The following is a 23114-nucleotide window of genomic DNA, read 5'->3' as shown; positions in this document are numbered from 1 at the left end:
TCATCATCATCACCATGCCGTGGGGCCTTCGCGCGCGCATTATGCGCGCTCGCGAGCGCGCGAGCGCACGCGCGCGCGAGGGTACGGCCCGCCGTCACTATCCGTCAACACCGGAAGGAGCGTCATGAGCGACGACGACGCCACCGTCGTGAGCTTCCGGCCCCGGACGGCGGGCACCGTACCGCCTCCGCCGCCCCCGCCGTTACCCCCCGCCCCTCGCCCCCAGCCCCCGGCCGAGCTCCCCCCGGCCCCGCCCGCTCCCGCCGCCGACGAGGTCACCACCGCCCTGCTGAGCCTGCCGGCGCCCACCGGCATGAGGCCCCCGCTGCCCGAGCTGCCCGCGCCCAGCGGGCCGCTGCCCGTGCCCGTCGACGACGAGGGTCAGGGAGACGGAGACGGCGAGCTCGTTCTGCCAGCCCCGGAGGACCCCGAGGCCCCGACCATGCGGGAGACACTCGCCGTCGCGGTCGCCCTGCTGACGGCCCTCGGAGTGGCCGCCGCGCGGGCGATCTGGCAGCGGGCACAGGACCGCAAGGACCGGGGCCATGACCGCGCGGGCAAGTCGTCCGGCGGCTCTGGCTCTGGCTCCGGTGCTGGTGGTAGCCGGAGTTCGCGGAGCGGGGGGCCCAAGAGCCCCTCGGGCCTGAAGTCCTTGGGCAGCTCGCCGAAGGGAAGCTCCCCGAAGTCCTCACGCTCTGGCGGTCCATCCGGCCGCGGCGCGGGCACCAAGCCCCGGTCCGGGAAGGGCCTCGGCGGTCCGGGAGGCGGGTCCCGTAAGGGGCCGGAGGGCAACAAGAAAGCCCCGGGCGGCAAGGCGCTCCCCAAGGCTGCCAAGGGCGGCAAGACGGCCTGGGAGGCGGCGAAGAAGCTCCGCCGTAAGAAGGGCAACGGCCAGGCGCCGAAGCCCAAGCAGCCCGGCAAGGACAACGCTGCCAAGCCCGAGGCGGCCAAGCGGCCTGACCGCCGTCGGCTGACCTGGAAGGCTCCCAAGAAGGGGTCCGCCGAGGGCGGCAGTCGTAAGCGCTGGAAGCGCACCGGCAAGGACGACGACGGCAGCGGTGGCAAGAGCGGTTCGAAGGTTAAGAAGCGCCTCGGCGGCTGGTGGAAGCGCTGGAAGAACCGCGCCGCTGACCCGGCCGCCGAGGCGACGCAGCCAGCCGCCGGCGAGGACGACCAGGAGCAGCAACAGGAGGAGCAGCCAAAGGCGCCGGAGGAGGAAGAGACGGAGACCTCCCCGCCCCCGCCCCCTCCACCCCCACCTCCTCCAGGGCCCGGCGGCATGAGACCGCCCCCCGGGGCGGCGACCCAGGAGACAACGTGGACGGCCGAACAGGTCTGGCCGGACCCACCGCCGCCGCGGAACCCGGAGGCGGTCGCCGGGGCGCCCGCGACGGGACGGCCCGCGCTGGGCGCAGGGCCTCCGGTCGCCGTAGACGACCCCGCACCGCCGCCCGCACCACAGGAAGGACCACCGCCCGTGAGCACACTCGCCAGCACCACGACGCAGTACGCCGACGTGGATCTGAGCATCTACGACGTCATCGAGGCTGATGAGGATGCCGCCGCGGAGATCACTGATGGCGTCGCCGAGGCCCTGGCCGCCGCGGACGGCTGCGAGCGGCTCAGGACCCGCCTGGAGGTCATCCGCGCGAAGATCCTCGACCTGAAGGTGCCCGGAAGCCTGGAAAGCGACGTGCTGGGGCTCATGGAGCTGGTCGACACGATCCGAATCGCCGCGCAGTCCATCGCGTCCACCCTTCCCACCGCGGCGGAGGCGATCTCCGTCGCAGGGGCGAACGCAGCTGCCCGCCACCAGGGCCTGGCCGACGTGACCCGCGACATGGGCCACGCCCGTCCGGCCGAGCGCGAATACCACGACGAGTAGGAGCAGGAGACATGGGAGAGCTGGAGCGAAGCGAGACCGCCGCGGCGGTCGGCGTGCTGGACGTGGTGGCCTACGGCATCGTCGTGCTGCAGCTGGCGCTGGCCGGCGCCAAGCTGCGGCGCCTGGGTGAGCAGGTGCGCTCCGCGTATTCGTACGTGGAGGGCTGTTCGGCCTCCGTCGACCGGCTGGCCGACGCGATGGCCGCGCTGGACGTCGACCCCGACACCGTCAGCGAGCATCGGGAGGCCGCCGCCGTTATGCGGCGTGCCCTCGCCGAGGCGGAACGGATGGCCGCCGTAGCTGAGGACCTCGCGCTTGGCTTCGCCAACGCCTCCGCCACGCACGAGGCCGAGTACGGGCCCGTCGCCGAGGCCGCCCGCGCGATGCCGGTCCCGATGGCCGATGCCCGCTTCTACGGCAACCGCTGACGAAGGAGATGACGATGACTTCCCCGCCCCTGCTGAAGGTGGACATCGAGATCCCGCACTGGTCCGCGGTGGATCGGGCCCGCTGGCGTCTGGCCGCCGTGCAGGACTTCACCGGCCGGGTCGCGACCGTAGCCGGCGCCGCGCTGGCCGGAGCCGGGCTGCTGGTCGACCAGGCCGTCACCGGCCCGGGTCTGGTCGCGACCGCCGCAGCGACTCTGGCGGGCCTGGTGACCCTGCGGGCCTGGCGTCCCGTCGGCCACCAGCGGGCCACCGCCAGCGTGCTGTATCTGATGCCCGGTGTGGCCTTGGCCGCCGTGCTGGTCGGCGAACGGCTCATCTCAGGCCCACACTGGACCGAGGCGCTCGCGCTGACCATCTGGACCGTCGGGACATGGGCGGTACGCCCTGCCCGGCTCGCCCGCAGGATGCTCGCACCGCCCCCGCCGCTCGCGCCGAGTGCCGACCTCGACCCCATGCCTGAGGAGGTTCCCGGTCCCCCTGCCGCCCGCTGGTGGGCGGTGCACGTGGCGGTCGAGGGCGGCGCCGCGCCCGGCACCGTCCTGGAGGACGTCGAGCGGACCGGGGAGTCGTCGATGCGGGCCGTGATCCGCTCAGCGGCCCCTGGCCGCGCGGTCCCGGACATCTCCATCAAGAGCCTGTCCGCGCTCATGGACATCCCCGAGGACCGAATCGCTGTCGGCCCTGTCCCCGGCCGGGGCGCCGCCGTACGGCTCCTCACCGTCGGCCAGGCCGACGAGGTCCTGGACGCCCGCACCATCTGGGCCGAGCGCATCGCCCCGCTGGCGATGCCCGGCTCGGTGATCACTGAAATCAACTTCGGCCCCACGACGACCGGAATCGACGCATGACCACCACCATCCCGGACAACCGGATCGTGGAACTGATGCTGGAGGTCCCGCCCGGCCAGGTCGTCCGCTACGACCTGGCCGCCCTGGCCAGCGCTCTCAACATCGCCGATCCCGGCCGGATCGCCGTCGAAACCGACGGGGGACGGCACGCGCTCGTCACGATCTACCCGAGCAACCCTCTGGCGATCATGCCGCCGCCGAGCCCGGCGGACATGCTCATGGACCGGCACGGCCGGATCGTGATGGGCCGCTACCACAACGGTCGGCCCGCCCGCAGGCGGCTGTTCGACCCGCGCACCGGTTCCGCTCAGCGGGCGCTCGTCTTCGGCACGACGGGCGCGGGCAAATCCCGCACCGTCCAGTACCTGCTGGCGTGCGAGAAGCGCAACCGCGTCGTCAGCCTGTTCGCTGACCTGAAAGGCGGCCAGAGCGCCCCGGAGGCGGCCGGGCAGGTCGACTGGCGCGCCACCTCCCAAGAAGAGGCCATCTTGATGCTCAGGGTGGCCGTCGCCGTCGCCAAGGAGCGCCAGCTCCGATACTCCCGCCTGGGCCGTACCGCCTTCCTGATCGGGATTCCGGACCCGCTGATCTCGGTGCGGATCGACGAGGCCAACAGGCTTCTCGAACGCGGGGCGCCGTACCGGGAGGAAGCCACCTTCCTCATCAAGGAACTCGGCCGCACGGGCCGCTCCGTCGGCGTCGGCGTGGAACTCGACGCGCAGGCCTCCCACCTGGAGGAGCTTGGCGGTAGCGACACCTTGCGCGCGATGTTGAAGGAAGGGGAAGTCACCCTTCTTCGGTGGAGCAGCAGCATGATGCGCCAGCTCGTCGCGGACGGCTTGCTTCCCGCCGGAGAGCAGCTCATGCCCATCCCCAAGTCCATCCAGCCCCGCGTCCTGCGCTCGCAGTTCGCCGAGGATGCCGGTGACGATGACGACTTCTGCGACACCCAGGGGATGGCCTACCTGCTGTCCAGCCCTCATCCGACGTCGCTGATGAGGCACTTCAGGATCGGGTCCATCGCCCCCACGCCGGGCCTGGACCCGGAGATCCTGTCGCTGTACGGCGACGGCGACCCCGCACAGCTGGAACAGGCCTCGTGGGAAGCGGCCGGCCCGGCGTACGCCGCCCGCCACGACCCGGACGCCATGGCCGCGCTGTGCCGGGCCCTACAGGCCGAGCAGGAACAGCAGGCACAGGCGACGGGCGCCGGATCGACCAGCGGCGGGAAGAAAGCCCGCCTGGAGGACCGCGTCCTGGCCGCCCTGGAGGCCTCTGAGGGCGCGCTGACCGCCGACGGGGTCCTGGAGGCCGTTCTCGCCGATGGCGGCAAGGAGGTCAAGCGCGGCTCGGTCTGTAACACCCTCGGCCTGCTCGCCGACCGCGGCGATGTCGACCGCCTGGAGCGTGGCCTGTACACCCTGGCCGACTCATGACCGAATACGGCGGGCTGTCACCGGCCCGCCGTACGCTCACCCCACACCTCTACCTCTGAGAGGACAGCCCCATGACCAAGAACAGTCCGGAGATCGCCGAGCGCGATTGGCGGCGGCACGCCATGGTGCGCCTGACCCGGGACGTGACCACGGGCAGCCCGTACGTCGATCGGCCGACCCACCACCGCGCAGGCCACATACTGACCCTGTGGCAGACCGGCTACAAGGACCGGCCGATCGACACGACCCCGTGGACCACGAGCCTGGACGTGGACCTGATGAGCTTCATCCCGGCCGACGCGGTGGAAATCGTGGAGGTGCTGGAGGAGGTGCCGCCGCGCCTGGCCGACCCGGTCGAGCCGATGCACGCCCGCCTAACTCGGCGCTGGCGGCGGGCCATGGCCCTGGTCGAGCACACCGCTGACGACGCCACCGCGCCCCTGGGCGACCGGGTCATGGTGCACGACCATCGCCAGGGAGTCACCCGGGACGTGCAGAATCAGGTGGTCCAGCTATATCGCCGCGGCGGACGACCGGAGCCGGAGCTGCTGCGCCTGGCCGCCGACATCCTGGAGCAGGTCGTACGGCCGGGGACCAGCGGTTATGAGTGGGACGTGGACAGCGCGCAGGCGGTCGCCGCTGATCTGCGTGCTCTGGCCGACGAACCGGCGCAGGAGGAGTCCGACCTGATCGCACGCCTGTGGGCTGCGGACGCGGCGCTCAGCACGGCGCTCCAGGTGGACGGCGCGGTAGGGGTAGACGCCCGCCTCGAACCACACGAGCGCGATCAGGCGGAAGCGCGATTCGGCGCACGCCTGGCGGCCGTCCTCAGCGCCGAGTAGCGCTCACCCCAACCCCGGCGGCCGAGGCCGAGCCCGACGAGTAGCCGCACAACACGAAGAGCCCTCGCCCAGTGCGGGCGAGGGCTTTTTCGTGCCTATTCAATACGGGATACCCGTAATACGTTAAATGCGTCCGATACTCGCGCCTGCACGCTCAAAACCCGGCCTCCGCGAGGGTGGGGCCGGGCGAGCCGCGGCTACGGAACATCCTCGCCCGGATGCTCCTGCTCTTCCTCCTCGGCTCGGCGCATCAGGAGTTCGAGCGTCCTCCTGGTCGGGTCTTCCCCCTCCGGGACAAGCACTTCCATCGGAGGCTGATCCTCGATGATATGCACCACGACGTAGTGATCCATCGTCGCCCAGGCGCCGTTGACCTGCGCGGGAGTAGTACGAATCAGGATGATGCAGTAGTCACCGAGGCGATACACGTACATGGTGCAATGGACCACAAACGACGCACATAAGTCAATCTTTACTGACACGCCGAAAAGCGCCCGTCCTTCACGCGAAGGACGGGCGCTTCCATGCGAGCCCCTCACCTCGGGGCCCGTTTCTATAAGAGCAAGATCAAAATCGGGTGTCGGTGGAGAACCCCGCCGTCGTCGGATCGCCGGTCGTGCCCGCCACGACCGAGGCCAGCAGACTGACCACCGCCGCCATACCGGCGACTGAGGCCACGGGCCCCCAGGTAACGTCGAGCAGGCCAAGCTGATCGGCGCCGAGCGTGCCCAGGGCGGATGCTGCCGCCGCGCGGATCATCCGTTCACCAGTGTCCATCCAGAACAGGCCCGTCAGCAGTCGTCGTGTCATCGTGATCTCCCTCATCTGAGGTCGGATTTTTGAAACCGCCAGCCACGGAGAGGACCGAGAGGTCACGGAAGGGCTGGTCAGTAGAACTACAGGCGGTTTTCGAACGCCGTTCGGGGAGATTTCCTCCCTCATTTGAGGAGGGAAATCAGGAAGATCAGCGCGCTGGAGCAGGTAAGCCAGGAGCGCGCCTTCGATCACAGGCCCAACAACCTGGGCCAGGTGGCTTTGCCGACCAGGCCGTCGTCGTCGAGCCCCTTCTCGGCCTGGAAGCGCTTCACCTCGGCCACGACCGCAGGCCCGTACACAGTCGGGTCGATGACATGCTCGTCGAGCTCCTTGCCGTAGCCGCGGGCGCGCAGGAGGTAGAAGCAGGTCTTCACGTGGCGCCCGGTTGCGCCAGGACTGAGCAGGGGCAGCTGGTCCACGAGGGTCTCCGTCCAGGTCGTCGAGGGGGATGAGGAACCGCCGTCGGGTCGCGGTGCGCCTGCCTTCACCCAGGCGTACAGCGCCGCCCCGGGGCAGCTGGTGGAGTAGCCGTCCCGGTGGCCCTTGATCTCCTTGCCCGCGCCGCCGTGCTCGCGCAGGTAGTCGATCGCGTCCCGGATGCCGTTGAGCATCGCGTCGGTGGGATCGGTCAGGCCGGTCGAGCCGAGCATGCCGAGCACCGCGTAGTGGTCGTGGTTGCGGCCGGGACCGTTCGCGGCGCTCATGTGCCCGGCGCCGCGCCCCATGAGCAGGTCGCCGTGCGGGCAGACCGCCAGGTTGTAAGCGAAGTCCGTCCAGCCGTTGCCGTCCATGTGGTGGTTCTGGATCTGCCGCATCACGGCCAGGCACCGGTCGTGATCGGTGAGCAGACGCGGATCCACGTGGTCGCCGATGTAGTGAACCTTCACCCCCTTCGTGTGGGTGAGGGAGGTGTACGGGCCGCGTGGGGCTCGGGCTCCCCAGTCGCGGCGGCTGATCAGGGCCATGAGGCCTCCCTAGGAGATGCCGACGAGAGGTATGTAGGTCGTGGGTGTGCCGTAGCTGGACGGATTGAAGCTGGCAGGCAGGGACGTGCCAGCGGCGTAGAACCCCCGGCGCCGGGTGACGCCGACCCCGGTGCAGAACCAGCTGGCATTGCCGTCGTTGGCGTTCGTCGGGTAGGGCAGCGACAGCCCCGACATGCCGCCGACGACGATCAGCACATACAGCCAGCGCAGCGTGTCCTGGGCCGGGACGGCTGAGGCGAACTGCGCGCCGCGCCACCCGTCACCCGTCCAGAGAGCCGGATCGTTCGGTATCTGCGTGATCGGCTGCCCTGCCTCGGTGTACAGGCCGATCTGGTTCGGTGTGCCGGATCCGACGTAGGTTCCGGCAGTACGTACGGCCGCATACAGTCCCGAGGCCGGTAGGCCGGGTTCCAGGGCCAGCAGGGCGCCGTAGACGGTGTTGTTGGAGGCGCCGGAGCCCAGCATGAAGTTCTCGGGATCCCCCGACAGGGCCACCAGTCCGTAGCCGGCCGCTGGGAACATGGGGCGGCCGGGAAGCCCCTGGGGTCCCTGCGGGCCGGTGGCTCCAGACGCCCCGGGCGGCCCTGCAGGGCCCTGCAGGTTCCCCTTCGGTACCCAGGCGCCCGACTGCTGCTGGTACAGGTCCCCGATACCGGTGCGCAGGTACAGGTCGCCATCGATCTGCAGGGCGCTCGGCGCCGCGCTGCCGCTGTACAGCTGCGGGGTGTGTCCTGATCCGCCACCGCTGGCGCCATGCGCGGCCACGTACGCCTCGCTCGCGGCCGGAGAGGCGTCGGGCAGGACGATCGGCCCGGTGACGGTACCGCCGGTCAGCGGCAGGTAGCCGGCCAGCTGCTCGGGGGCCGTGCCCGGCAGCGTGACGCGCAGGTCGCCGACCCACGCCGGGCCCGAGCTGGGCACGCTGATGTAGTAGCTGGCCGACACGCCACTCTGGACGCGCTCGAGAACCTGATACAGCGTCGGCCCGTGCGGGCTGGTGATGTCGGAGGTCGGGGTCAGCGAGACGCTCCACGAACCATCGACGGCGACCGGCGCGGTGACGATGCCGAGCACCTCCACGGTGCCCGCGAACCCGGCCGTCGGCCGCCCGGCCTGGTCGACGAGGGTGAACGTCACGGACGCGCCGCGCGGGTGGCCTCCGGCCGCCGTGGTGATGATGCCGGTCACGGTCGTCACGGATCCTCCTCGGGAACTCTGACCGGCACCAGACCGGCGTCGGTGACCTGCTGGGTCAGGTGAGCGACTTGCCGCTGCAGGCGCGCGACCTGGCCCTGCAGCCGGGTGATCTCGGCCTGCATACGGGTCTGGGTGGACACGTCGAACGCGCTGGCTCGCTGGTAGGCGTCGGCCTCGGCGGCGGCCCGGGTGGCGCGCTCGTCGGCGTCGGCCTTGTCGCGGCTGGCGAGCCGGGCCTGACGCGCGGTGTAGATCGTCGAGGCGAACCCGAAGGTCCCACCGATCAGACCGACCAGGACGGCCGGATCCATCAGGTGTCCCGAGGCGGGTCCGGCCAGCGCGACAGGCGCAGGATGAGCCCCGCCACGGTGACCTGCACGATGCAGCTCCAGTACGCCTGCGGGATCGCTCCCTGGATGCCGCCGATCAGGTAGATCACGGCCCAGGCCACCAACACGCCCGAGGTCAGCGCGAACGCCACCCAGTCGGTCACGGTGAACGCCTGGACGCCGCACAGGACCGCGCAGACACTCCAGGGGATCGACAGGACCCAGAGCGGCGCCAGGGAGGCCAGGTAGAGGTAGGAGGGCGTGCTGATCACGGCTGGGTCAGGCCAGGCGAGGCGGACAGCCTGCCCGCCGGACCACAGCGCCAGGAACAGCAGCACCGATCCGCGGAAGCCGACCAGGCGCTCGAGGGCGCGCAGCCGCCGCCGGATCACTTCGAGATCCAGTGTCCGCCGAACCGGGGGCCGCCTTTCGTGGTGTTGGTGTTCAGCGCGCCGCCGCTGTTCTGCCAGACGTACAGCTCGACGTAGTCGCCCACGGCCAGGTAGACCCGGCCGCCGGTGGTCAGGCCGGTGAACCCGGCGGCCAAGCCCGGGATGCTGGAGGGGTAGGTCTCGGTGGCGCCGTTGAGCAGGATCGTCAGCTCGCGTTTGCCGGTGGCGTTGGCCACGAACCCGACCGCGCCCTGCACCAGGTAGTAGCCCACGGTCTGCGAGGTGTACCGGCTGTTGTTGCTGCTGGTGCTGTGGCCGTTGTCGCGGTCGACGATCTCGGTGTCGAACGGCATCACGGCCTGCGTGCTGGTGGCCGGGGAGATGATCCCCGAGTGGGTGAGCTCGAACAACGGCGGGCTGAGCAGGAAGTTGAGGCCGTCGCGGAGGTCCGTGTTGAGCTTGGCGGCGGTGACGACCTCGCCGACGATCCACGTCCGCGGGGACGGGACGGTGGTCATCTACAGGGCTCCGATCGTGCGGCACGGTTCACACATCGCGGCCGTCTGTCCGCCCTCGTACAGCGGGATGTCGATCGCGCATGGCCAGGTCGCCAACGTGCTCGGCAGGCTGGTCAGGTTGGTCTCGACGCGCTGGCGGGCGGTCGGCCACACCAGGGCGCAGGTCTGCCCGGTGCCGCCGTTCGCGCAGCTGGTGCACCAGAACCGGGTCTCGGCGCGCGGTACGGCGTGGCTGGCCCCGCACCGCCACGGGCAGTCGGCGATCCACCGCGCGCAGTCCACCCGCGCCCACGCTGTCCCCGACTCCAGAGCATCGCCCTCCGGGCGGGGCACGAACGGCACGCCGAGCCGGTCACGGTTGGCATCCAGCCAGTCCAGGTAGGCCTCCAGCGAGCTCACGCCGAACATGTCGTCGGCGTACTGAATCGTCGAGCGCCGTGCGGGCGTCGGCATCGTCACCACCCCAGGACCCCCGGTCCATCCAGGACCCCGTAGACGGGGTCGTCCAGTACGAAGAAAGGCGGATCCGCCGGCGCCAGGTTGAACGTGGTCCGCCACACGCCCTGCTCGGGCTCGACATGGTGGGCGACCCGGATGACCTCGAACAGGCCGGTCAAGAGCACCCCGCCGACGGGGCGCCGGTTGACGGTGACGACGTCGCCGGTCTCGACACCGAGCGCGATTGGCCACAGGGCCGGGTTGGCGGCCGGGTCGATCGTGATGGTCGACACCCGCAGGCCCGGAACCCGGTTCTTGAGCAGCAGGTAGTTGGCGGTGTCGGCGACCTGCAGGGCGTCGATCAGGTAGGTGGTGCGGGCCAGGGGGCGTTTGCCGCGCTGGCGGATGCTGGCGGTGTCGGAGGCGGTGACCGTGCGACCGTAGTAGGCCTGCGTCACCGTGACCATGTTGGTCACCTGGGCGGGATCGCGTTCGAAGACGACGTCGCCGAGGTAAGGCGTCTCGCCCAGGTCGGGCCGGTCGCCGAAGACGTACTGTGGCGGCCGGTTGTAGCGGTAGACCTTGCTGGTGAAGCACAGGTCGTCGTGGCTGTCGACGAACAGCCCTCCGCCGTCGCTGGCCGCGACGACCTCCACGCTGGCGGAGACCGGCTGCCCCTCGATGTCGGTGGCGGGCACCAGGTCCGTGCCGGGCGATCCGGTGTAGGACAGGGCGCGCGGCACGCCGTAGCCGCCCATGGCGAGCAGCTTGTTGATCCGCCAGTCGGTGGCGTCGTTCAGGTTGCCCTGGGCGCCGGCCCAGTAGTGGGCGACGACCCGGCCGTACGGCAGCCGCCGCGGGAACACCGCGAAGTGCGCGAAACTCCCGTTGATCATGCGGCCGTGGAAGGTCTCATCGGCCGCGCCGCACGCGGTCAGCCAGGTGACCGTGCTGTCCAGCGGCGTGGTCCGCTGGATGGTCAGCTGAGCGTCCACATACAGCCGCCACCCCGTCGTGTCGAAGGTCAGGCAGTGGTGGTGGTAGGCGCCGTCCAGCACGGCCTTGGCGGAGACGGTATTGGTCCGCACGTGCGTGGTCGGGTCGTAGTCGGCGATCGTGACGCACTGACTGGCCTGGTCGACGTAGACGGACATCAGCGTGCCGGAGCCGTTCTTCACGCTGAACAGGGTCAGGTTGCTGGCGGGCTGCGAGGCGCTCACATCCAGGCGGGCCCAGAACTCCACCGTCCACCCCGGGGCGACCGGAGGGAAGACGGGCCCAGGCCCACACTGCAACGAGATGCCGTTGGCCGTCTGCAGCGAGGTCAGGCCCCGCTGTTCCCACGAGGTGTTGCCCGGCGCACCGACGAGCATGCCCTGATCGACACCGAACGCCGCATGCGCGCTCCCGGGCCCGTACTTGCTCGTCACCTGCCGGAACGGCTCACTGTTGTTCGGCGCCAGGTTGGAGCCGACCGTGGCCTCGTCGGGGTCCGACATGGGCCAGTAGCCGTAGGGGGCATCCAGGAGGATCTCCCCCTCCACCACGTCGGGCAGCTCCGCCGACAGGGTTCCCCACACGTCGTAGGCACTCGCGTTGACCTCCCCCCAGTGCGGGTCACGCCAGGACTGCGGCAGCGAGTCGAGGAACCCGGCACAGACGCCGTAGACGCGGCCCGCCCAGGTCGCGGTCACCCGGAACGGCGTCATGTCGACGACGTTCGGGTAGTACGGCGAACCGGTGTTGGCCGGGTTCAGGGCAGCGTCGTCGTTGCGTAGCCGCAGGTCGATGTCGGCGGCCTCGACGGTGCCGAGCTGGTAGTTCCGGCCGCGCGAGCAGTCCAGGCCAAGCAGGCGGCCGGCCAGGGTGGTCCAGCTGATCTGGTCGCGCGGCGTCTGCGCCCCGGACCCGAACCCGACCTCGAACGCCATGGTCGGCCAGTTCGGGCGGGGCTGGGCGGGCGCCGCCGCGGCGGTGAGCACGGTCACGCCCACCGCGGCGATGTTCGCCGTCGAGGAGGTGGTGTAGGTGACCGAGACGCTGCCGGTGGTGGTCTGGTAGCGCGGCAGCAGCCGCGTGTCCGAGGTGGCGTCGGAGCCGTTCGTGCCGCTCACCGCAGTGGCTGAGGTCCACCCGGCCGTCGCCGAGGTCAGGGTCGCGGTGGCGTCGTCCGAGCCGCCGGCCACCAGCGCCAGGGCCTGGGCGGGTGGCGCGGCCAGGGTGAGAGAGGCGCTGGTGCCCGCCGCCGTCGCCGTCTTACGGTCGGCCACCTGCAGGTAGTTGCCCAGGCCCGAGTGCTCGGCCACGTGGATCGACAGGCCGGTGACGTAGTCGGTCGGCGCGACGTAGATCCGGGCCGCAGCGCGGGCGTTCGGCGCCGCCCAGATCGCCACCCCGCCGCCCGCACCGGAGGCACGCACCAGCGGCACCCAGAAGTTGTGGGCGTCGTCGGCGACGTGCACCGTAGGCGTGGTCTGCGCCCCGGCCCCGGTGTGCCAGGAGACGCTGACGATCAGCCAGTTCCCGGCGGCTGATCCGATGGTGACCTGCCGGGTCGCGATCGTGCTGCGGGGCGTGGAGAAGGTCGCGGGCAGGGCGCTGGCGTCGGTCCACTGGTTGACCAGGGTCATCGGCCGGTCCCGGTCAGCGATAGGCCGTTGCTGGTGTTGCGCCGGTTGTAGCGCAGCGTTTCCTGCTGCACGCTGGCGCGGATCTCCCGCCCGTCCAGGTAGACGCGCAGCTGAATGACCTGCGACGCCGCTGCCCCCGCTCCGGTCGGCCGTGCGGTGCGCCCCGCGGCGGGGACGCTGACGGGCCGGACACGCGGACCGGCCAGGCGGCGGGCCATCCGCTCGGCGGCCAGATCGATGACCCCGAGGTTGCCGGTCATGCCCGCGGCGACACCGGCCACGGTCATGGCGCCCGCCTGCCGGATCGCCGGAAGCTGGCTGGGGGACTTGATGTGCAGGGCCTTCTTGATCGACTTCGCCATGTGCTTGGCCAGCTTGTCCATGCTCTTGTCCAGAGACTTGATCTCGCCCTCGAGCCCGGTCAGGAAGCCGCGGCCGGCCAGCTTCCCGGCGTCGTAGAGCATGTCCGCGCCAGACCGGCCCAGCGAGCGGGAGGTCTTATCGATCTGCGCCTGGACGGCGTTGATGTCCTTGAAGACCCCCGAGTCCGCGGACAGCAGCATCTGGCCGTACTTCAGACCGTCCTCCGGACCCATGTCCATGACCTGTCGCAACAGGCTTTTGGACAGGCCCCGCTTGCCCAAGGCCTTCAGGACGTTGGCGTACTGAGTCAGGCCGGACAGCTTCATCTGCAGGCCCTGGCGGATCTGCGCGCCCGAGGTCGGCCCGTCCAGACTCGACAGCCCGGCGAAGCTCCGGGCGTTGGAGGTCATCTCGGTGGCGTACTGCTTGCCTTCGGCGAGCGCCTTCGTGGCCGCGTCCCGCCGGACCGACAGCGCTTCCAGGCGGGAGCTGTTGCGGTCCAGGTAGGCGATCACCTTGTTGTCCAGCGTGGTCCGCTTCCCGGCGAAGAGCTTCGCGACGGCCTTCTCCAGGCGCCGGTCCATGGAGGCGATCTCCGACTTGCTGCCGGTCATGGCCTTCATGAAGTCCTTGCCCAGCATCAGGCCGAGGCTGCGCCACTGCGAGGTGGAGACATTGACACCGCCGACGTGGACCTGGCCGCCGCGGGCGTAGCCGACCAGCCCGCCAGCGGCGTACTGGTCGGCGTTGATCGCCTCCAGCGCGGCCCGATGCTTCGCCGTGGACCTGGCGTTCACCACGTACTCGCCATCGGACAACCACGCCGGGATCGAGTCCGACGTACCGGTCCCCGGGCCACGGATCAGGCCGCCGTCGGCGTGCGGCTGCACGTAGAAGCGCCCCAGGTTCGGGCCGGACGTGGCCACGTTCACCGTGATCGTGCGCCCGTTCCAGGTCGACACCAGCGTCTGGATCGCCGAGGTCGCCTGCGAGGTGTTGGCCCGGATCACGATCGTCTTGCCGTTCGGCAGGACCCGGACCCGGTTGCCGAGGCGGTCGACGATCGTGGTCGCGTTCTTCGTCCGGCTGATCGTGCCGCCCATCGACGCGATCAGCCCGTTCAGCGCGGCCTGCCCCGTCCGGCTGCCCGAAGCCAGCCGCACCAGGGACGGCAGCTGCTCGCGCAGCGCCCGATCGGTCAGGGACACCGACCGCTTCGCCGCCACCTGCGCGCTGATCCACTGACCGATCGGCCCGAGCTGCGCCTCCAACGCCTTGCTGCGATCCAGCGTGCTGGCCTTGGAGTCCCTCAGCACCTTGTTGCTGGCCGCGAGCGCGTCCTTCATCCGGTTGGTGGCGCCCAGGACGTTGAGGGCCGGGTTGAAGAACGCGTCCAGCGCTGCGGTGACGGCGTTGACCTGGTCCTTCAGGGTGAGCGCCTTGTTTCCCGCATCGGCCCACGCCTGGGCGACCACCGCGGTCGGGTTGCGGGCCATCTCGACGGCCTGCCGGTACCTGTCGAACTTCCCCGCGACGCTCGCGGTGATCTGCCCGCTGTCCAGAATGCCCTTGGACAGGTTCACGCCGACCGCGTCCGCCAGGGAGATGGCCTGCTCCCGGGTCAGGCCATACCGGGCGGCCAGGGCGTCGGCCCCCTGGACGGTGTTGGTGATCTGCGTGCTCGACTCGGCCAGGGCCGCCCGCAGCTGGCCCTGCTCACGGCCCATACGCTGCAATTCCGCCGTCGCTTGCGGGTACTTGCTGACCACACCGGTGATGGCCGCGCCGTGCTTGGCCATATAGGTGTTGCTCTGGGCGAGCGAGGCGTTGAGCTTGTTCTGCAGCGCGTCGTGCAGCGCCTGGTAGCCGGCCACGTTGTTGCCCGCCGCCCGGTTGGCCACAGCGAGGGAGGCGACCAGCTTGTCGGTGGCGGTCTGCGCGGTCAGCGCCTTCAGGCCGAAGTAGGCGATGGCCACTCCGGCGGCAATGTAGAGGTTCGGTCCGGCGGCCGTGGCGAGGTTGAGGAGCTTGGTGGCTTTGCTCGTCCCCGCGGCGGCGGCGGTCGCTGTCTTGTACTTCTGGCCGATCTTTCCCAGTCCTTCGGCGGCGCTGCCCAGCGGGCCACGTAGCCCGATGCCGAGGACGGCGAGCTGGGCCAGCTCCGGCGACAGGTCCGACAGTCCGGCGGTCAGGTCGGCCACCATGCCGACCACACCGAGACCGGCCCCGGCGAGCGGGGCGAGCGACTCGGTCAGCGACACCGCCAGGTGCGAGGCCGAACCGAGTGTGTCGCCCAGCATGTCCATCGCAGGGGCGGCCTGAGCCTCGACGAACTTGAAGAACTGGGTCGCTCGGTCGCTGTTGAGCGCGGACTCGGCCTTGTTCTCGAACTCGAGCAGCGCGCCGGAGGCGGCCTTCGTGAGCGGGGTCAGGCGCGGCATGATGCCCGCGGTGACCGCGAGCGCGTTGTTGTAGACGCGCAGCACGTCCGGCTCGACGGCCTTGGCCAGGTCCTGGTACTGGTCGACCAGCATCCGCGTGGAGGCCGAGGAGACCTTCTGGGCCCGCGAGAGCGAGTCCCACTTCTCGGCCATCTTCTCCTGCGACTCGACGACCTTCTTGATCGTCGGGAAGGCGAGCGCGCCGAACGCGCTGACCCCGGCGCTCGCGACGACGAACGCCGGCGCGATGGCGGCACCCGCGGCGCCCAGCGTGACGAGCTCGTTGCGCATCAAGGCCGCGCTCTTGGTCGCCTGCGCGCTGCCGGTGGCCTGCTTGCGGTGAGCCCTGGCGGCCTTCTCCGAGGCTTCGGCCGCGGCGATGGCGGCGGCGGCCTGGGCGAGCTCGGCACGCTCCAGCTCCTTGACCGCACGGGCCGCCAGCTTGGCCGCCTCGTCCTCCTTCATGAAGCCCTTGGCGGCCTTCTCCGCCGCCTCGGCCGCCACCCGCCCGGCGACCGCGGCCCGCTCCCCGGCCTCCTTCGCCGCCAGGCCCATCCGGCGCGCGGACAGGGCCGCCTTGCTGGCGTCGCGGTCGAACTTCTTGGCCGCATCGACGGCCTTGTCCGTGCCACGGACGAACGGGTCGGCGTCGGCGATGTACTTGGCGATTGCGGGAGGCAGCTCCGTCATCTCAGCTCAGCCCCACTTTCTCGGCGAACGCCTTGTGTGCCAGCCGCTCGAGCTCGCCCGAGGCGATGAGCCGGGTGTGGGAGGGCGCGACGTACGGCCGCGGCGGCAGGTAGGAGGCGTGCCCTCGCCCCGCCCAGCCGCCGAGTTCGTGGATGCGGCTGTAGACGACAGTGGGCGCCGTGTGGGCCTCCCACCGGGCCGCGCCCGTCTGCCGGGGCTTACGGGCCTTCACGGACCGTCTGAGCGCTCCGGAGACCAGCGCGGGCGGCGACCCGGGAGGCGATGGCGTCGGGGTGCCCGGCGGGTGGCTGTAGGTCCGCAGAGCCTGTTTGATCTCCCGCTCTCCGGCCAGTGCCATCACCTCGGCCGCCGCCCGGGCGCCGTCGGAGGCCCGATCGCCGAACCCCTGCAGTGCGACGATCAGCGCCCCGGCGTCCACATCACCCACGGCCCCTCCTCATCTCGTCCAGCACGGAACCGATGGGCAGCAGCCACGATTCGACCGTGGCGGGAAGGTCGTCGACCTGGGCGGGCGTCCAGCCGTACCGCTCGGCATACAGCGCGTACCGGACGACGTCGGTCAGTTCGTCGCCGAGGTCGACGGGCTGACCGTCGAGGTACCAGCGGATCCGGGCGAGGGTTTTGGGTCCTCCGGCGCCTCGCCGTTGATCAGCGCGATGTACGGCTCCAGCGTGTCGAGCAGGGCCTGGTAGACCGGGATGGTCACCCGATCCAGGCTGCCCGCCTCCTCCTCGGTGCCGGGCAGGTCGCGCGGCAGCGGCAGGGGCAGCGACCAGGCGGTGATGATGCGGCGCAGCAGGACGTCGCGGGCTGCGTCCCACCACCCCATCGTCGCGACGACGCCGGTCAGCGCCTGGTCGCGGCGCATGGCCTTCATGTCGCCGGCCCGCAGGTCGGATGGGGCCAGCAGGTCGGCCCACTGGCCGCCGGGCAGGTCTACGCGCATCAGGATGTGCTCCTCGAGGGTCAGTAGGTGGTGACGGCGTTCTGCAGGACGACCTTGGCCGGGGCCAGACCGGCGGACGGGCCAGCGTTCGTGGAGTTGGCGATGGCCTGAAACTCGACGTCGTAGACGAAGATGGTCCCCTGGTTGATCTTCGTCGTCCGGTAGCCGACCTTCTGCATGTCGAACTGCACGCTCACCAGGGCGCCCAGCGTGCCGCCGTTCGACAGCACGAACTGCAGCTGCGGCTGGGTGTTCGCCAGCAGGTCCAGGATCCGCTGCTCCGACTGCGCGATCTGCGTGAACTTGCCCGTCACGTCCAGTGGGCCGCGGGCGATGACGAACGCGCTCTGGCTGCCGTCGGCCGTGTGGTACGGCGTCACCTCACGGCTGAGCGTGATGGAGAACTCGGTCACGTCCGTCACCAGCGTGCCGGCGGAGGCCGGGCCGCCGATGCCCACCGCGCCGCGCCAGGAGGGGATCGGCGGCACCGTCGACAACGTGTTGGTTGGCGCCACCCCGGGCACCACGCTGGGCCAGCCGACCGCCTTCGCCTCCCACGTGCACAGCTGCTCGGCGTTCCACGTCAGGGTCAGCTCCGACAGGCAGCTGTAGGGGTACTGGCGGGCGCCGGAGGTCGTCGGCACTCCGGTTGCGTCGGTCAGGGTGTGGGTGACCGGCTGCCCGTCGCCGCTGTTCAGCAGCGAATACGTGTGTGAGTAGGGCGCGGACGCGCCGGTGACGGCGTACCCGCCCAGGATGTTGTGTAGCAGGTAGCCCAGGGCGTCGCCGAACATCGGCCCGCCCAGGTCCCACGAGCTCATGATCGGCCCGGAGTACTGGCCGTACTGCTTGGCCATCGACCCGCGCAGCGCCTGGTCATCCAGCTGCGTTACATCGTCGGACGGGTCGAACTTGTCGACCGGGATCGTCAGCGCGGGCGCGACCGCCGTACCCGGCGTGACCTCCTTGGCGATCCCGACCCATCGCCGTGCGCTGGGGAAGACTCCCATGATCTACTCCTTGCCCTTGTCGCTGCTGCCGGTGGCCTTCACGCGCTCCCATGGCCCGTCAGGGCGCGACGGGATGCCCTCGACGCCCTCGGCGCGGGCGATGTCGTAGACCCCGCCTGGCTCGGCGACCAGCGTCTGACCGGTCGCCTGGTCGATGTAGGCGGGGTAGGTCGCGGGCATATCGCCCGTGTATCGCCAGCTCACGGCGCTCTCCTATGCCTGGATGTAGGTGTCGGCGTCGAAGGTGACGCTCGCGTAGGTGCGGATGTACTCCGGAGGCGGTGTGTACTCCGGCTGGCCGAGGAAGAACCGGATCCCGCTGCTGCTCTCACCGGCCTGCAGTACGGTGCCGCCGAGTGTTCGGTCGGCGTGGATCAGGTCGGCGACGGCCTCCAGGAGCGCGTCGAGGTCGGCCTGGGCGTCCTCGGCGGCCGGGGTGGTGGCCAGGTGGTACAGGTGCAGCGTCACCGTGTAGATGCGCGACTTCCACCCGCTGGTCGCGCCACCGAGCGCCACCCGCCGCTCCACGCTGTCGCCCAGGTGGACCACGCCGACCGTGCCCATCGCCCGGCCCGGTTCCAGGCCCGCGGTGTAGTCGGTGTCCGGCACCCGCTTGGCGAAGAAGCTGCGCACGGTGGCCAGGCCGTCCGCCTGCAGCGGCCCGCCCCGGTAGCACCGCTCGGCCTGGTCGTAGGTGCCGCCGATCCATCGGGCGATGCCGTCGCGCACCGCCGCCCGGCTCACCGCACCCTCCGATACCGCGCGAGCAGGGCCGTGGCCTCGCCGATCAGATCGGCCGCCCGGGTCCGGCGCGACGGCCGCCGCGCGACCGGGCCGAACGGTGCGTCCGCGTAGTCGTCGCCGCCTGCGGTCGGCTCGCGCAGCAGCAGCGCCGTGGCCCGGCAGATGACCGCCTGGTGGACGTCGGCGGGCAGCGCGGACACCCCCGCGCCGGAGCTGTGCGCCGCCCGGGTGGCGCCCACCAGGCCGACAGAGGAGGACCCGGGTACGTAGCCGGCGGCGACCGTGACCGCCTCCTCCGCGCCCGGGTCCCACAGGCGCAGCACGTCGCCCGGATAGATGCCGACGGGATCCGCCACCGTGAGAGAGGTCACCGCGGCGGTCGCGTCCGCTGAGAGGACGGTGGAGGTGGCCCCGGCCACGTAGCTGAGGCGCACGTAGAGCTCGTAGCCGACGCGCGGTGATCCGAACTCCAGGAACCCGGCCCACCCGCCGAGTCCGCCCAGGGCGGCGATGATCTGCACCTGGTCCTCGACCCACACACCGGTCAGGTCTGTCAGCGGGGTGAGGTCCGGCAGTGAGCCGTACGACAGGGCCGTGACCGCCCGGACGGGGGAGTGAGCGGCGTGGATGGACACTTGGCCGTCGCGGCCGATGGTGACGCGCAGCTGCTCGGTATGGGCGTGCGCGCCGAGCGGCTGGTCCACCAGGGAGTCGGCCCACACGGACGCGCGGAGCAGCACATTGGCCAGCTCGGCGTCCTGCGCGGACTCGGCCCCGCCGACCACGAGGTTCTCCGTGTCCAGCCATGTCGGCGACGCGCGGAACTCCGCCGGGGTCACGTACGGCCGGGTGAGCAGCCTCACTTGCTGCCGTCGCCCTTACCGTCGCCGGGGTCCTCGGGCGGCTGCTCGCCGCCCTCTCCCTCGGTAGGTGTGGGATCGTCCGTCTCGTCGGTCAGGTCGCTGACTCGCCAGGCGCCGTGCGCGCAGGAGACGACGGTGGCCCCCTCCGGGGTGCCCGCGAGCCCCTCGGGGAAGCAGGTCGCGCAGAGCTCGGCGCGCGGCTCTTCGCCGCCGGGGACGGGCGGCAGCGGTGCCTTTCGCTTGGCTGGGGGCATGGTTACTCCTTGTCGCAGGGGCCGCCGCAGCGACCGCAGGTGGTGAAGAACGCACCGAAGCCGCACCTGGTGCAGCGGTAGCCGGTCGCGCGGGAGGTCGCGCCGGCCAGGGACGGCAGGAACCCGCCCGCCTGGACGAGAGCGCGGCCGTCGCGGGGGCTCATCTCGTAGATGCCGTCCTTCGCGCGGTAGCGGCGACCGGATAGGCCGTCTACCTCGGTCACGGCCCGCGCGGGCGCGACGACCTTCATCGGACCTCCAGGGATGGGTGAGGCCCCGAGCACGGGGGCGACTCGGGGCCTCACGAGCGGGAGACAGGGGCTTACTGGAGGCCGAGCAGGGCGCCGGACCAGCCGGGCGCGTAGTGCACCAGCGTGCCGAACATGTAGGTCGAGGCGTCGTAGGTGAACTGGATCACCGGCCAGTCGACCGCCATGTAGTCCTGCACGTTGATGACCTCGGAGGTAGCCGACACCTCCGACTCGGGCACCGGCAGGTTCCGGGACCGGATCACGCTGGCGCCCTTGGGCATGTACGGGTGCACCCCGAGGTCCACCATCTTGCCCGTGACCTGGTTGGCCACCCCGTTGACCACGGCGCCGACGCGGGCGCCGCTCAGCGCGTCGCCCTCGGTCAGCGCGATCCGGTAGGCCGAGCTGGTGGCGTTGAGCTTCAGGTAGTCACCCAGCGCCCGTCTCGCGTTGCCGTCCAGCCAGATCTCGTCCGGGTCCGCGAGGCGCTTGTCCATCGTGCCGACCGCGTCCGCGCCGTACAGGCGGACGAACGCGTCCTGGAATGGTTTGTCGCCGAGCGAGTTGGCGGGTGTGGCCGAGTCGAAGATCTTCCCGTTGACCCTCTTCAGGTAGCCGGTCTGCGCCGGGTCGGTGAGCACCGCCAGGAAGCCGTCGTAGCCCTGGCTGTTGCTGGTGGTGTCCGCGGCCGGGAACGCTGCGCCGCCCGTCGCGTACGACGACAGGGTGATGGTGACCGTGCCGCCCGAGGTGATCGGCGAAAACGTCCCCTGGAAGGTCTCGCTGCCCGCCGGGCCCACGTACACGTTGTAGGCCAGGGCGCCGGTCGGCTCCGCACCGCCCGTGAACGTGATGACGATGTTCTGGCCGAGCGTCACCGCCAGGCCGCCCGACGCGACCGCGGGCAGGGACTCACCTCCGCCGGCCACGCTGGTGACCTTCACGCCGTAGGTGGCGGACGGAATCGTGGCGCCCGTGCCGGAGGCGGCAGCGGTGACGGTGGGGGCAGCCACCGCGCCCGCATAGCCAGAGCCGCCGCGGCCGTACAGCATGGCGCGCTCCTCGGCGCCCATGGTGGCCCACAGCAGCGCCGTCTGCGACAGCGAGCGAATGTCCTGGAAGCCCTGACCAGCGAACTGCGCCTTCCAGGTCACCATGTCCGACAGACCCTGCTCGACGTACTTCACGGACTTCTCGTCCGCCGCGTAGCTGATCTTCGCGCCGCGCCGCAGGCTGATCGGGCCGAACGCCGTGGAGATGGACTGCGAGTCCATGAACGCCATCTGGTCGGCCACCCCGCCGGTCCCCGAGTTCGACCAGCCGAGGATCCGCTTGAACTGGCGGGCGGTGCCCTGCCCCTTGCCCCGCGGGATGCTGTTGCGCAGCGGCGTCATCCGCGGCACCAGAAGCTTGGCCGGCGCCTCCAGGTCGTAGGGCACCAGGCCGGACGCCAGCGGCGAGGTCAGCGTCAGGTCCTTGCCGATGTCGCCCATGACGGCCTTGAGCGCGTCCAGGTCGGCCTGCACAGCGGTGAGCTGATCCGGGGACAGGCCCTTGGTGATGGCCTCGACCCGCTCGGCGACAGCCTGCTGCCGACGTGAGCCGTCCACGACGATGCCCTGACCAGGCACGAACGCCGTGGTGCCCTCGGCCGCCTTCGAGTGCGAGGCGGACAGGGCGCCCTTGTAAGTCTCGAACCGCTGCGCCACCTCGGCGCCGGAGGCGGCGTCGGAGAACATCTCCGACGGCTGCGGGGGTGCGTACCCCATGGTCATGCTCCTCTGCTGGTGGAAGGTCTACTTGCCGCGCTCGGCATCGGCGGCCAACTGCAGGTAGCCCCTGCGTGCCTCGGGGTCCTGCACTTCGTTGGCCATCGCCCGGTAGTAGGCGCCCTTGTTCTGCTCGCCCTGCTGCGCGGTGGTGGGCGTGGTCGGTCGGATGACCGGTCCGCCCGGGACGGGCTGCTGCTTGACCTTCGCCAGCTCCGCCTCGAGCGTCTTCGCGCGCTCCTCCAGCGGCTTCGTGGCCTCTGCCACAGCGGCCTTCACGAGATCAGCGATCTCGGACTTGCTCAGGTCAGGGGCGGCCGTCGTGTCGACCTCCGGTCGGGTGGCGGAACCAGCACCAGCTCCGCCACCCTCACCGGACCCCTCGACCCCTCCGTCCCGCCCAGGGGCGGGCAGAGAGCTCTTGACGACCGTCACCAGCTCACCGACGACCTTGGCCAGGTCCGCGATGGTGACGGTCTCCTGCTCGCGCTTCTCGACGTCGAGGACGTGTCCCTCGGCGTCGACCGGGGCGAGCTCCCCGGAGGTGGCGGCCTTCGTCAGCGCGAGGGTGGCGGTGGGGTTGCACGGCCGGTCCACGTAGGACACCTCGACGATCTCGCCGCCGACGATCCGCCCGCCCGGCGCCGCCGTGTCCTTGACGACCTGCGCGTTCTTGATCCCCACGCTGTAGCCCTTCAGGGCCCCGGCCTCGATCTTCTTCGCGGTGCCCTCGTCGACCACCTTGGACTTCAGCATCCAGTCGTCGCCCTCGGCGGCCAGCTCGATGCCGATCCCGGCCGCGATCGGCTGGTGCATCTCCCGCAGGTTGCCCCACGTCATCCACTTCGGCATGGCGGTCTTCAGCCACGCCGGGTCGCAGATCTGCGCGTCCAGGTCGACATCGGGCCCGGTGGCCTTGCCGTACACGATGAGGCTGCCGGCGGCATCGCGCTCGGCCTTCGTGACGGTCGCCGCGTAGGCGTGCGTGATGGTCAT

The 23114-nt window shown here is 70.9% G+C and carries 25 protein-coding genes; 5 read left to right on the top strand and 20 right to left on the bottom strand.

What is annotated here, in order from left to right; genetic code table 11:
* Nucleotides 1–124 precede the first annotated feature (124 nt).
* The 5 genes from AB0N02_RS10105 (at nucleotide 125) to AB0N02_RS10085 (ending at nucleotide 5460) form a co-directional block, all read left to right on the top strand.
* Nucleotides 125–1885 carry a hypothetical protein gene (locus tag AB0N02_RS10105; protein WP_363944545.1) on the top strand — a complete coding sequence of 587 codons (1761 nt, stop codon included), beginning with the start codon at nucleotides 125–127 and terminating at the stop codon, nucleotides 1883–1885.
* Between the two features lie 11 nt (nucleotides 1886–1896).
* Nucleotides 1897–2313 (top strand): hypothetical protein, encoded by a 417-nt coding sequence (locus AB0N02_RS10100; RefSeq protein WP_363944543.1) that lies wholly within the window; start codon nucleotides 1897–1899, stop codon nucleotides 2311–2313.
* A 14-nt stretch (nucleotides 2314–2327) separates the two neighbouring features.
* Nucleotides 2328–3182 (top strand): hypothetical protein, encoded by an 855-nt coding sequence (locus tag AB0N02_RS10095; protein WP_363944541.1) that lies wholly within the window; start codon nucleotides 2328–2330, stop codon nucleotides 3180–3182.
* Complete coding sequence (locus AB0N02_RS10090; protein ID WP_363944540.1) at nucleotides 3179–4618, top strand: hypothetical protein; 1440 nt, start codon at nucleotides 3179–3181, stop codon at nucleotides 4616–4618. Before AB0N02_RS10095 ends, AB0N02_RS10090 begins: the two co-directional genes overlap by 4 nt.
* 71 nt (nucleotides 4619–4689) lie before the next feature.
* Nucleotides 4690–5460 carry a hypothetical protein gene (locus AB0N02_RS10085; protein WP_363944538.1) on the top strand — a complete coding sequence of 257 codons (771 nt, stop codon included), beginning with the start codon at nucleotides 4690–4692 and terminating at the stop codon, nucleotides 5458–5460.
* A 197-nt stretch (nucleotides 5461–5657) separates the two neighbouring features.
* Here the strand turns inward: AB0N02_RS10085 and AB0N02_RS10080 are convergent, their stop codons facing one another.
* From AB0N02_RS10080 to AB0N02_RS09985, 20 genes are all read right to left on the bottom strand, one after another.
* The gene (locus AB0N02_RS10080; RefSeq protein WP_363944536.1) at nucleotides 5658–5894 is read right to left on the bottom strand and encodes a hypothetical protein; all 237 of its coding nucleotides are present in this window, start codon (nucleotides 5892–5894) and stop codon (nucleotides 5658–5660) included.
* Between the two features lie 133 nt (nucleotides 5895–6027).
* Nucleotides 6028–6270, bottom strand: a complete 243-nt coding sequence (locus AB0N02_RS10075) for a holin (protein WP_363944535.1) — start codon at nucleotides 6268–6270, stop codon at nucleotides 6028–6030.
* Between the two features lie 194 nt (nucleotides 6271–6464).
* Entirely contained in the window at nucleotides 6465–7241 is a 777-nt protein-coding gene (locus tag AB0N02_RS10070; RefSeq protein WP_363944533.1) for a peptidoglycan-binding protein, read from the bottom strand.
* Between the two features lie 9 nt (nucleotides 7242–7250).
* Complete coding sequence (locus AB0N02_RS10065) at nucleotides 7251–8459, bottom strand: hypothetical protein (protein WP_363944531.1); 1209 nt, start codon at nucleotides 8457–8459, stop codon at nucleotides 7251–7253.
* Nucleotides 8456–8770 carry a hypothetical protein gene (locus tag AB0N02_RS10060; RefSeq protein ID WP_363944529.1) on the bottom strand — a complete coding sequence of 105 codons (315 nt, stop codon included), beginning with the start codon at nucleotides 8768–8770 and terminating at the stop codon, nucleotides 8456–8458. The genes AB0N02_RS10065 and AB0N02_RS10060 overlap by 4 nt, the downstream gene beginning before the upstream one ends.
* Complete coding sequence (locus AB0N02_RS10055) at nucleotides 8770–9180, bottom strand: hypothetical protein (protein WP_363944527.1); 411 nt, start codon at nucleotides 9178–9180, stop codon at nucleotides 8770–8772. The genes AB0N02_RS10060 and AB0N02_RS10055 overlap by 1 nt, the downstream gene beginning before the upstream one ends.
* Complete coding sequence (locus AB0N02_RS10050) at nucleotides 9177–9698, bottom strand: hypothetical protein (RefSeq protein ID WP_363944526.1); 522 nt, start codon at nucleotides 9696–9698, stop codon at nucleotides 9177–9179. The genes AB0N02_RS10055 and AB0N02_RS10050 overlap by 4 nt, the downstream gene beginning before the upstream one ends.
* Nucleotides 9699–10151: a hypothetical protein gene (locus tag AB0N02_RS10045; RefSeq protein ID WP_363944524.1), complete on the bottom strand. Its 453-nt coding sequence runs from the start codon at nucleotides 10149–10151 to the stop codon at nucleotides 9699–9701.
* A gap of 2 nt (nucleotides 10152–10153) precedes the next feature.
* A complete protein-coding gene (locus AB0N02_RS10040; protein WP_363944523.1) occupies nucleotides 10154–12766 on the bottom strand; it encodes a LamG-like jellyroll fold domain-containing protein in 2613 nt (870 codons plus the stop codon).
* Nucleotides 12763–16260, bottom strand: coding sequence for a hypothetical protein (locus AB0N02_RS10035; protein WP_363944521.1), 3498 nt, complete (start codon nucleotides 16258–16260; stop codon nucleotides 12763–12765). Before AB0N02_RS10035 ends, AB0N02_RS10040 begins: the two co-directional genes overlap by 4 nt.
* A 1-nt stretch (nucleotide 16261) precedes the next feature.
* The gene (locus AB0N02_RS10030; protein ID WP_363944520.1) at nucleotides 16262–16708 is read right to left on the bottom strand and encodes a hypothetical protein; all 447 of its coding nucleotides are present in this window, start codon (nucleotides 16706–16708) and stop codon (nucleotides 16262–16264) included.
* A gap of 132 nt (nucleotides 16709–16840) precedes the next feature.
* Nucleotides 16841–17227, bottom strand: a complete 387-nt coding sequence (locus AB0N02_RS10025; protein ID WP_363944518.1) for a hypothetical protein — start codon at nucleotides 17225–17227, stop codon at nucleotides 16841–16843.
* A gap of 20 nt (nucleotides 17228–17247) precedes the next feature.
* On the bottom strand, nucleotides 17248–18237 hold the full coding sequence (locus tag AB0N02_RS10020; RefSeq protein ID WP_363944516.1) for a phage tail tube protein: 990 nt from the start codon (nucleotides 18235–18237) through the stop codon (nucleotides 17248–17250).
* Between the two features lie 3 nt (nucleotides 18238–18240).
* Entirely contained in the window at nucleotides 18241–18441 is a 201-nt protein-coding gene (locus AB0N02_RS10015) for a hypothetical protein (protein WP_363944514.1), read from the bottom strand.
* 9 nt (nucleotides 18442–18450) lie between these two features.
* Entirely contained in the window at nucleotides 18451–18981 is a 531-nt protein-coding gene (locus AB0N02_RS10010; RefSeq protein WP_363944512.1) for a hypothetical protein, read from the bottom strand.
* Nucleotides 18978–19844, bottom strand: a complete 867-nt coding sequence (locus tag AB0N02_RS10005) for a hypothetical protein (protein WP_363944510.1) — start codon at nucleotides 19842–19844, stop codon at nucleotides 18978–18980. Before AB0N02_RS10005 ends, AB0N02_RS10010 begins: the two co-directional genes overlap by 4 nt.
* Nucleotides 19841–20098 (bottom strand): hypothetical protein, encoded by a 258-nt coding sequence (locus AB0N02_RS10000; protein WP_363944509.1) that lies wholly within the window; start codon nucleotides 20096–20098, stop codon nucleotides 19841–19843. Before AB0N02_RS10000 ends, AB0N02_RS10005 begins: the two co-directional genes overlap by 4 nt.
* A 2-nt stretch (nucleotides 20099–20100) precedes the next feature.
* Entirely contained in the window at nucleotides 20101–20349 is a 249-nt protein-coding gene (locus AB0N02_RS09995) for a hypothetical protein (RefSeq protein WP_363944507.1), read from the bottom strand.
* Between the two features lie 71 nt (nucleotides 20350–20420).
* Nucleotides 20421–22118 carry a hypothetical protein gene (locus AB0N02_RS09990; protein WP_363944505.1) on the bottom strand — a complete coding sequence of 566 codons (1698 nt, stop codon included), beginning with the start codon at nucleotides 22116–22118 and terminating at the stop codon, nucleotides 20421–20423.
* 27 nt (nucleotides 22119–22145) lie between these two features.
* The gene (locus AB0N02_RS09985; RefSeq protein WP_363944503.1) at nucleotides 22146–23114 is read right to left on the bottom strand and encodes a hypothetical protein; all 969 of its coding nucleotides are present in this window, start codon (nucleotides 23112–23114) and stop codon (nucleotides 22146–22148) included.

It is taken from the genome of Streptosporangium sp. NPDC051022, from assembly GCF_040683035.1.
Taxonomy (GTDB): domain Bacteria; phylum Actinomycetota; class Actinomycetes; order Streptosporangiales; family Streptosporangiaceae; genus Streptosporangium.
This window is presented reverse-complemented; position numbering and strand designations above follow the sequence as displayed.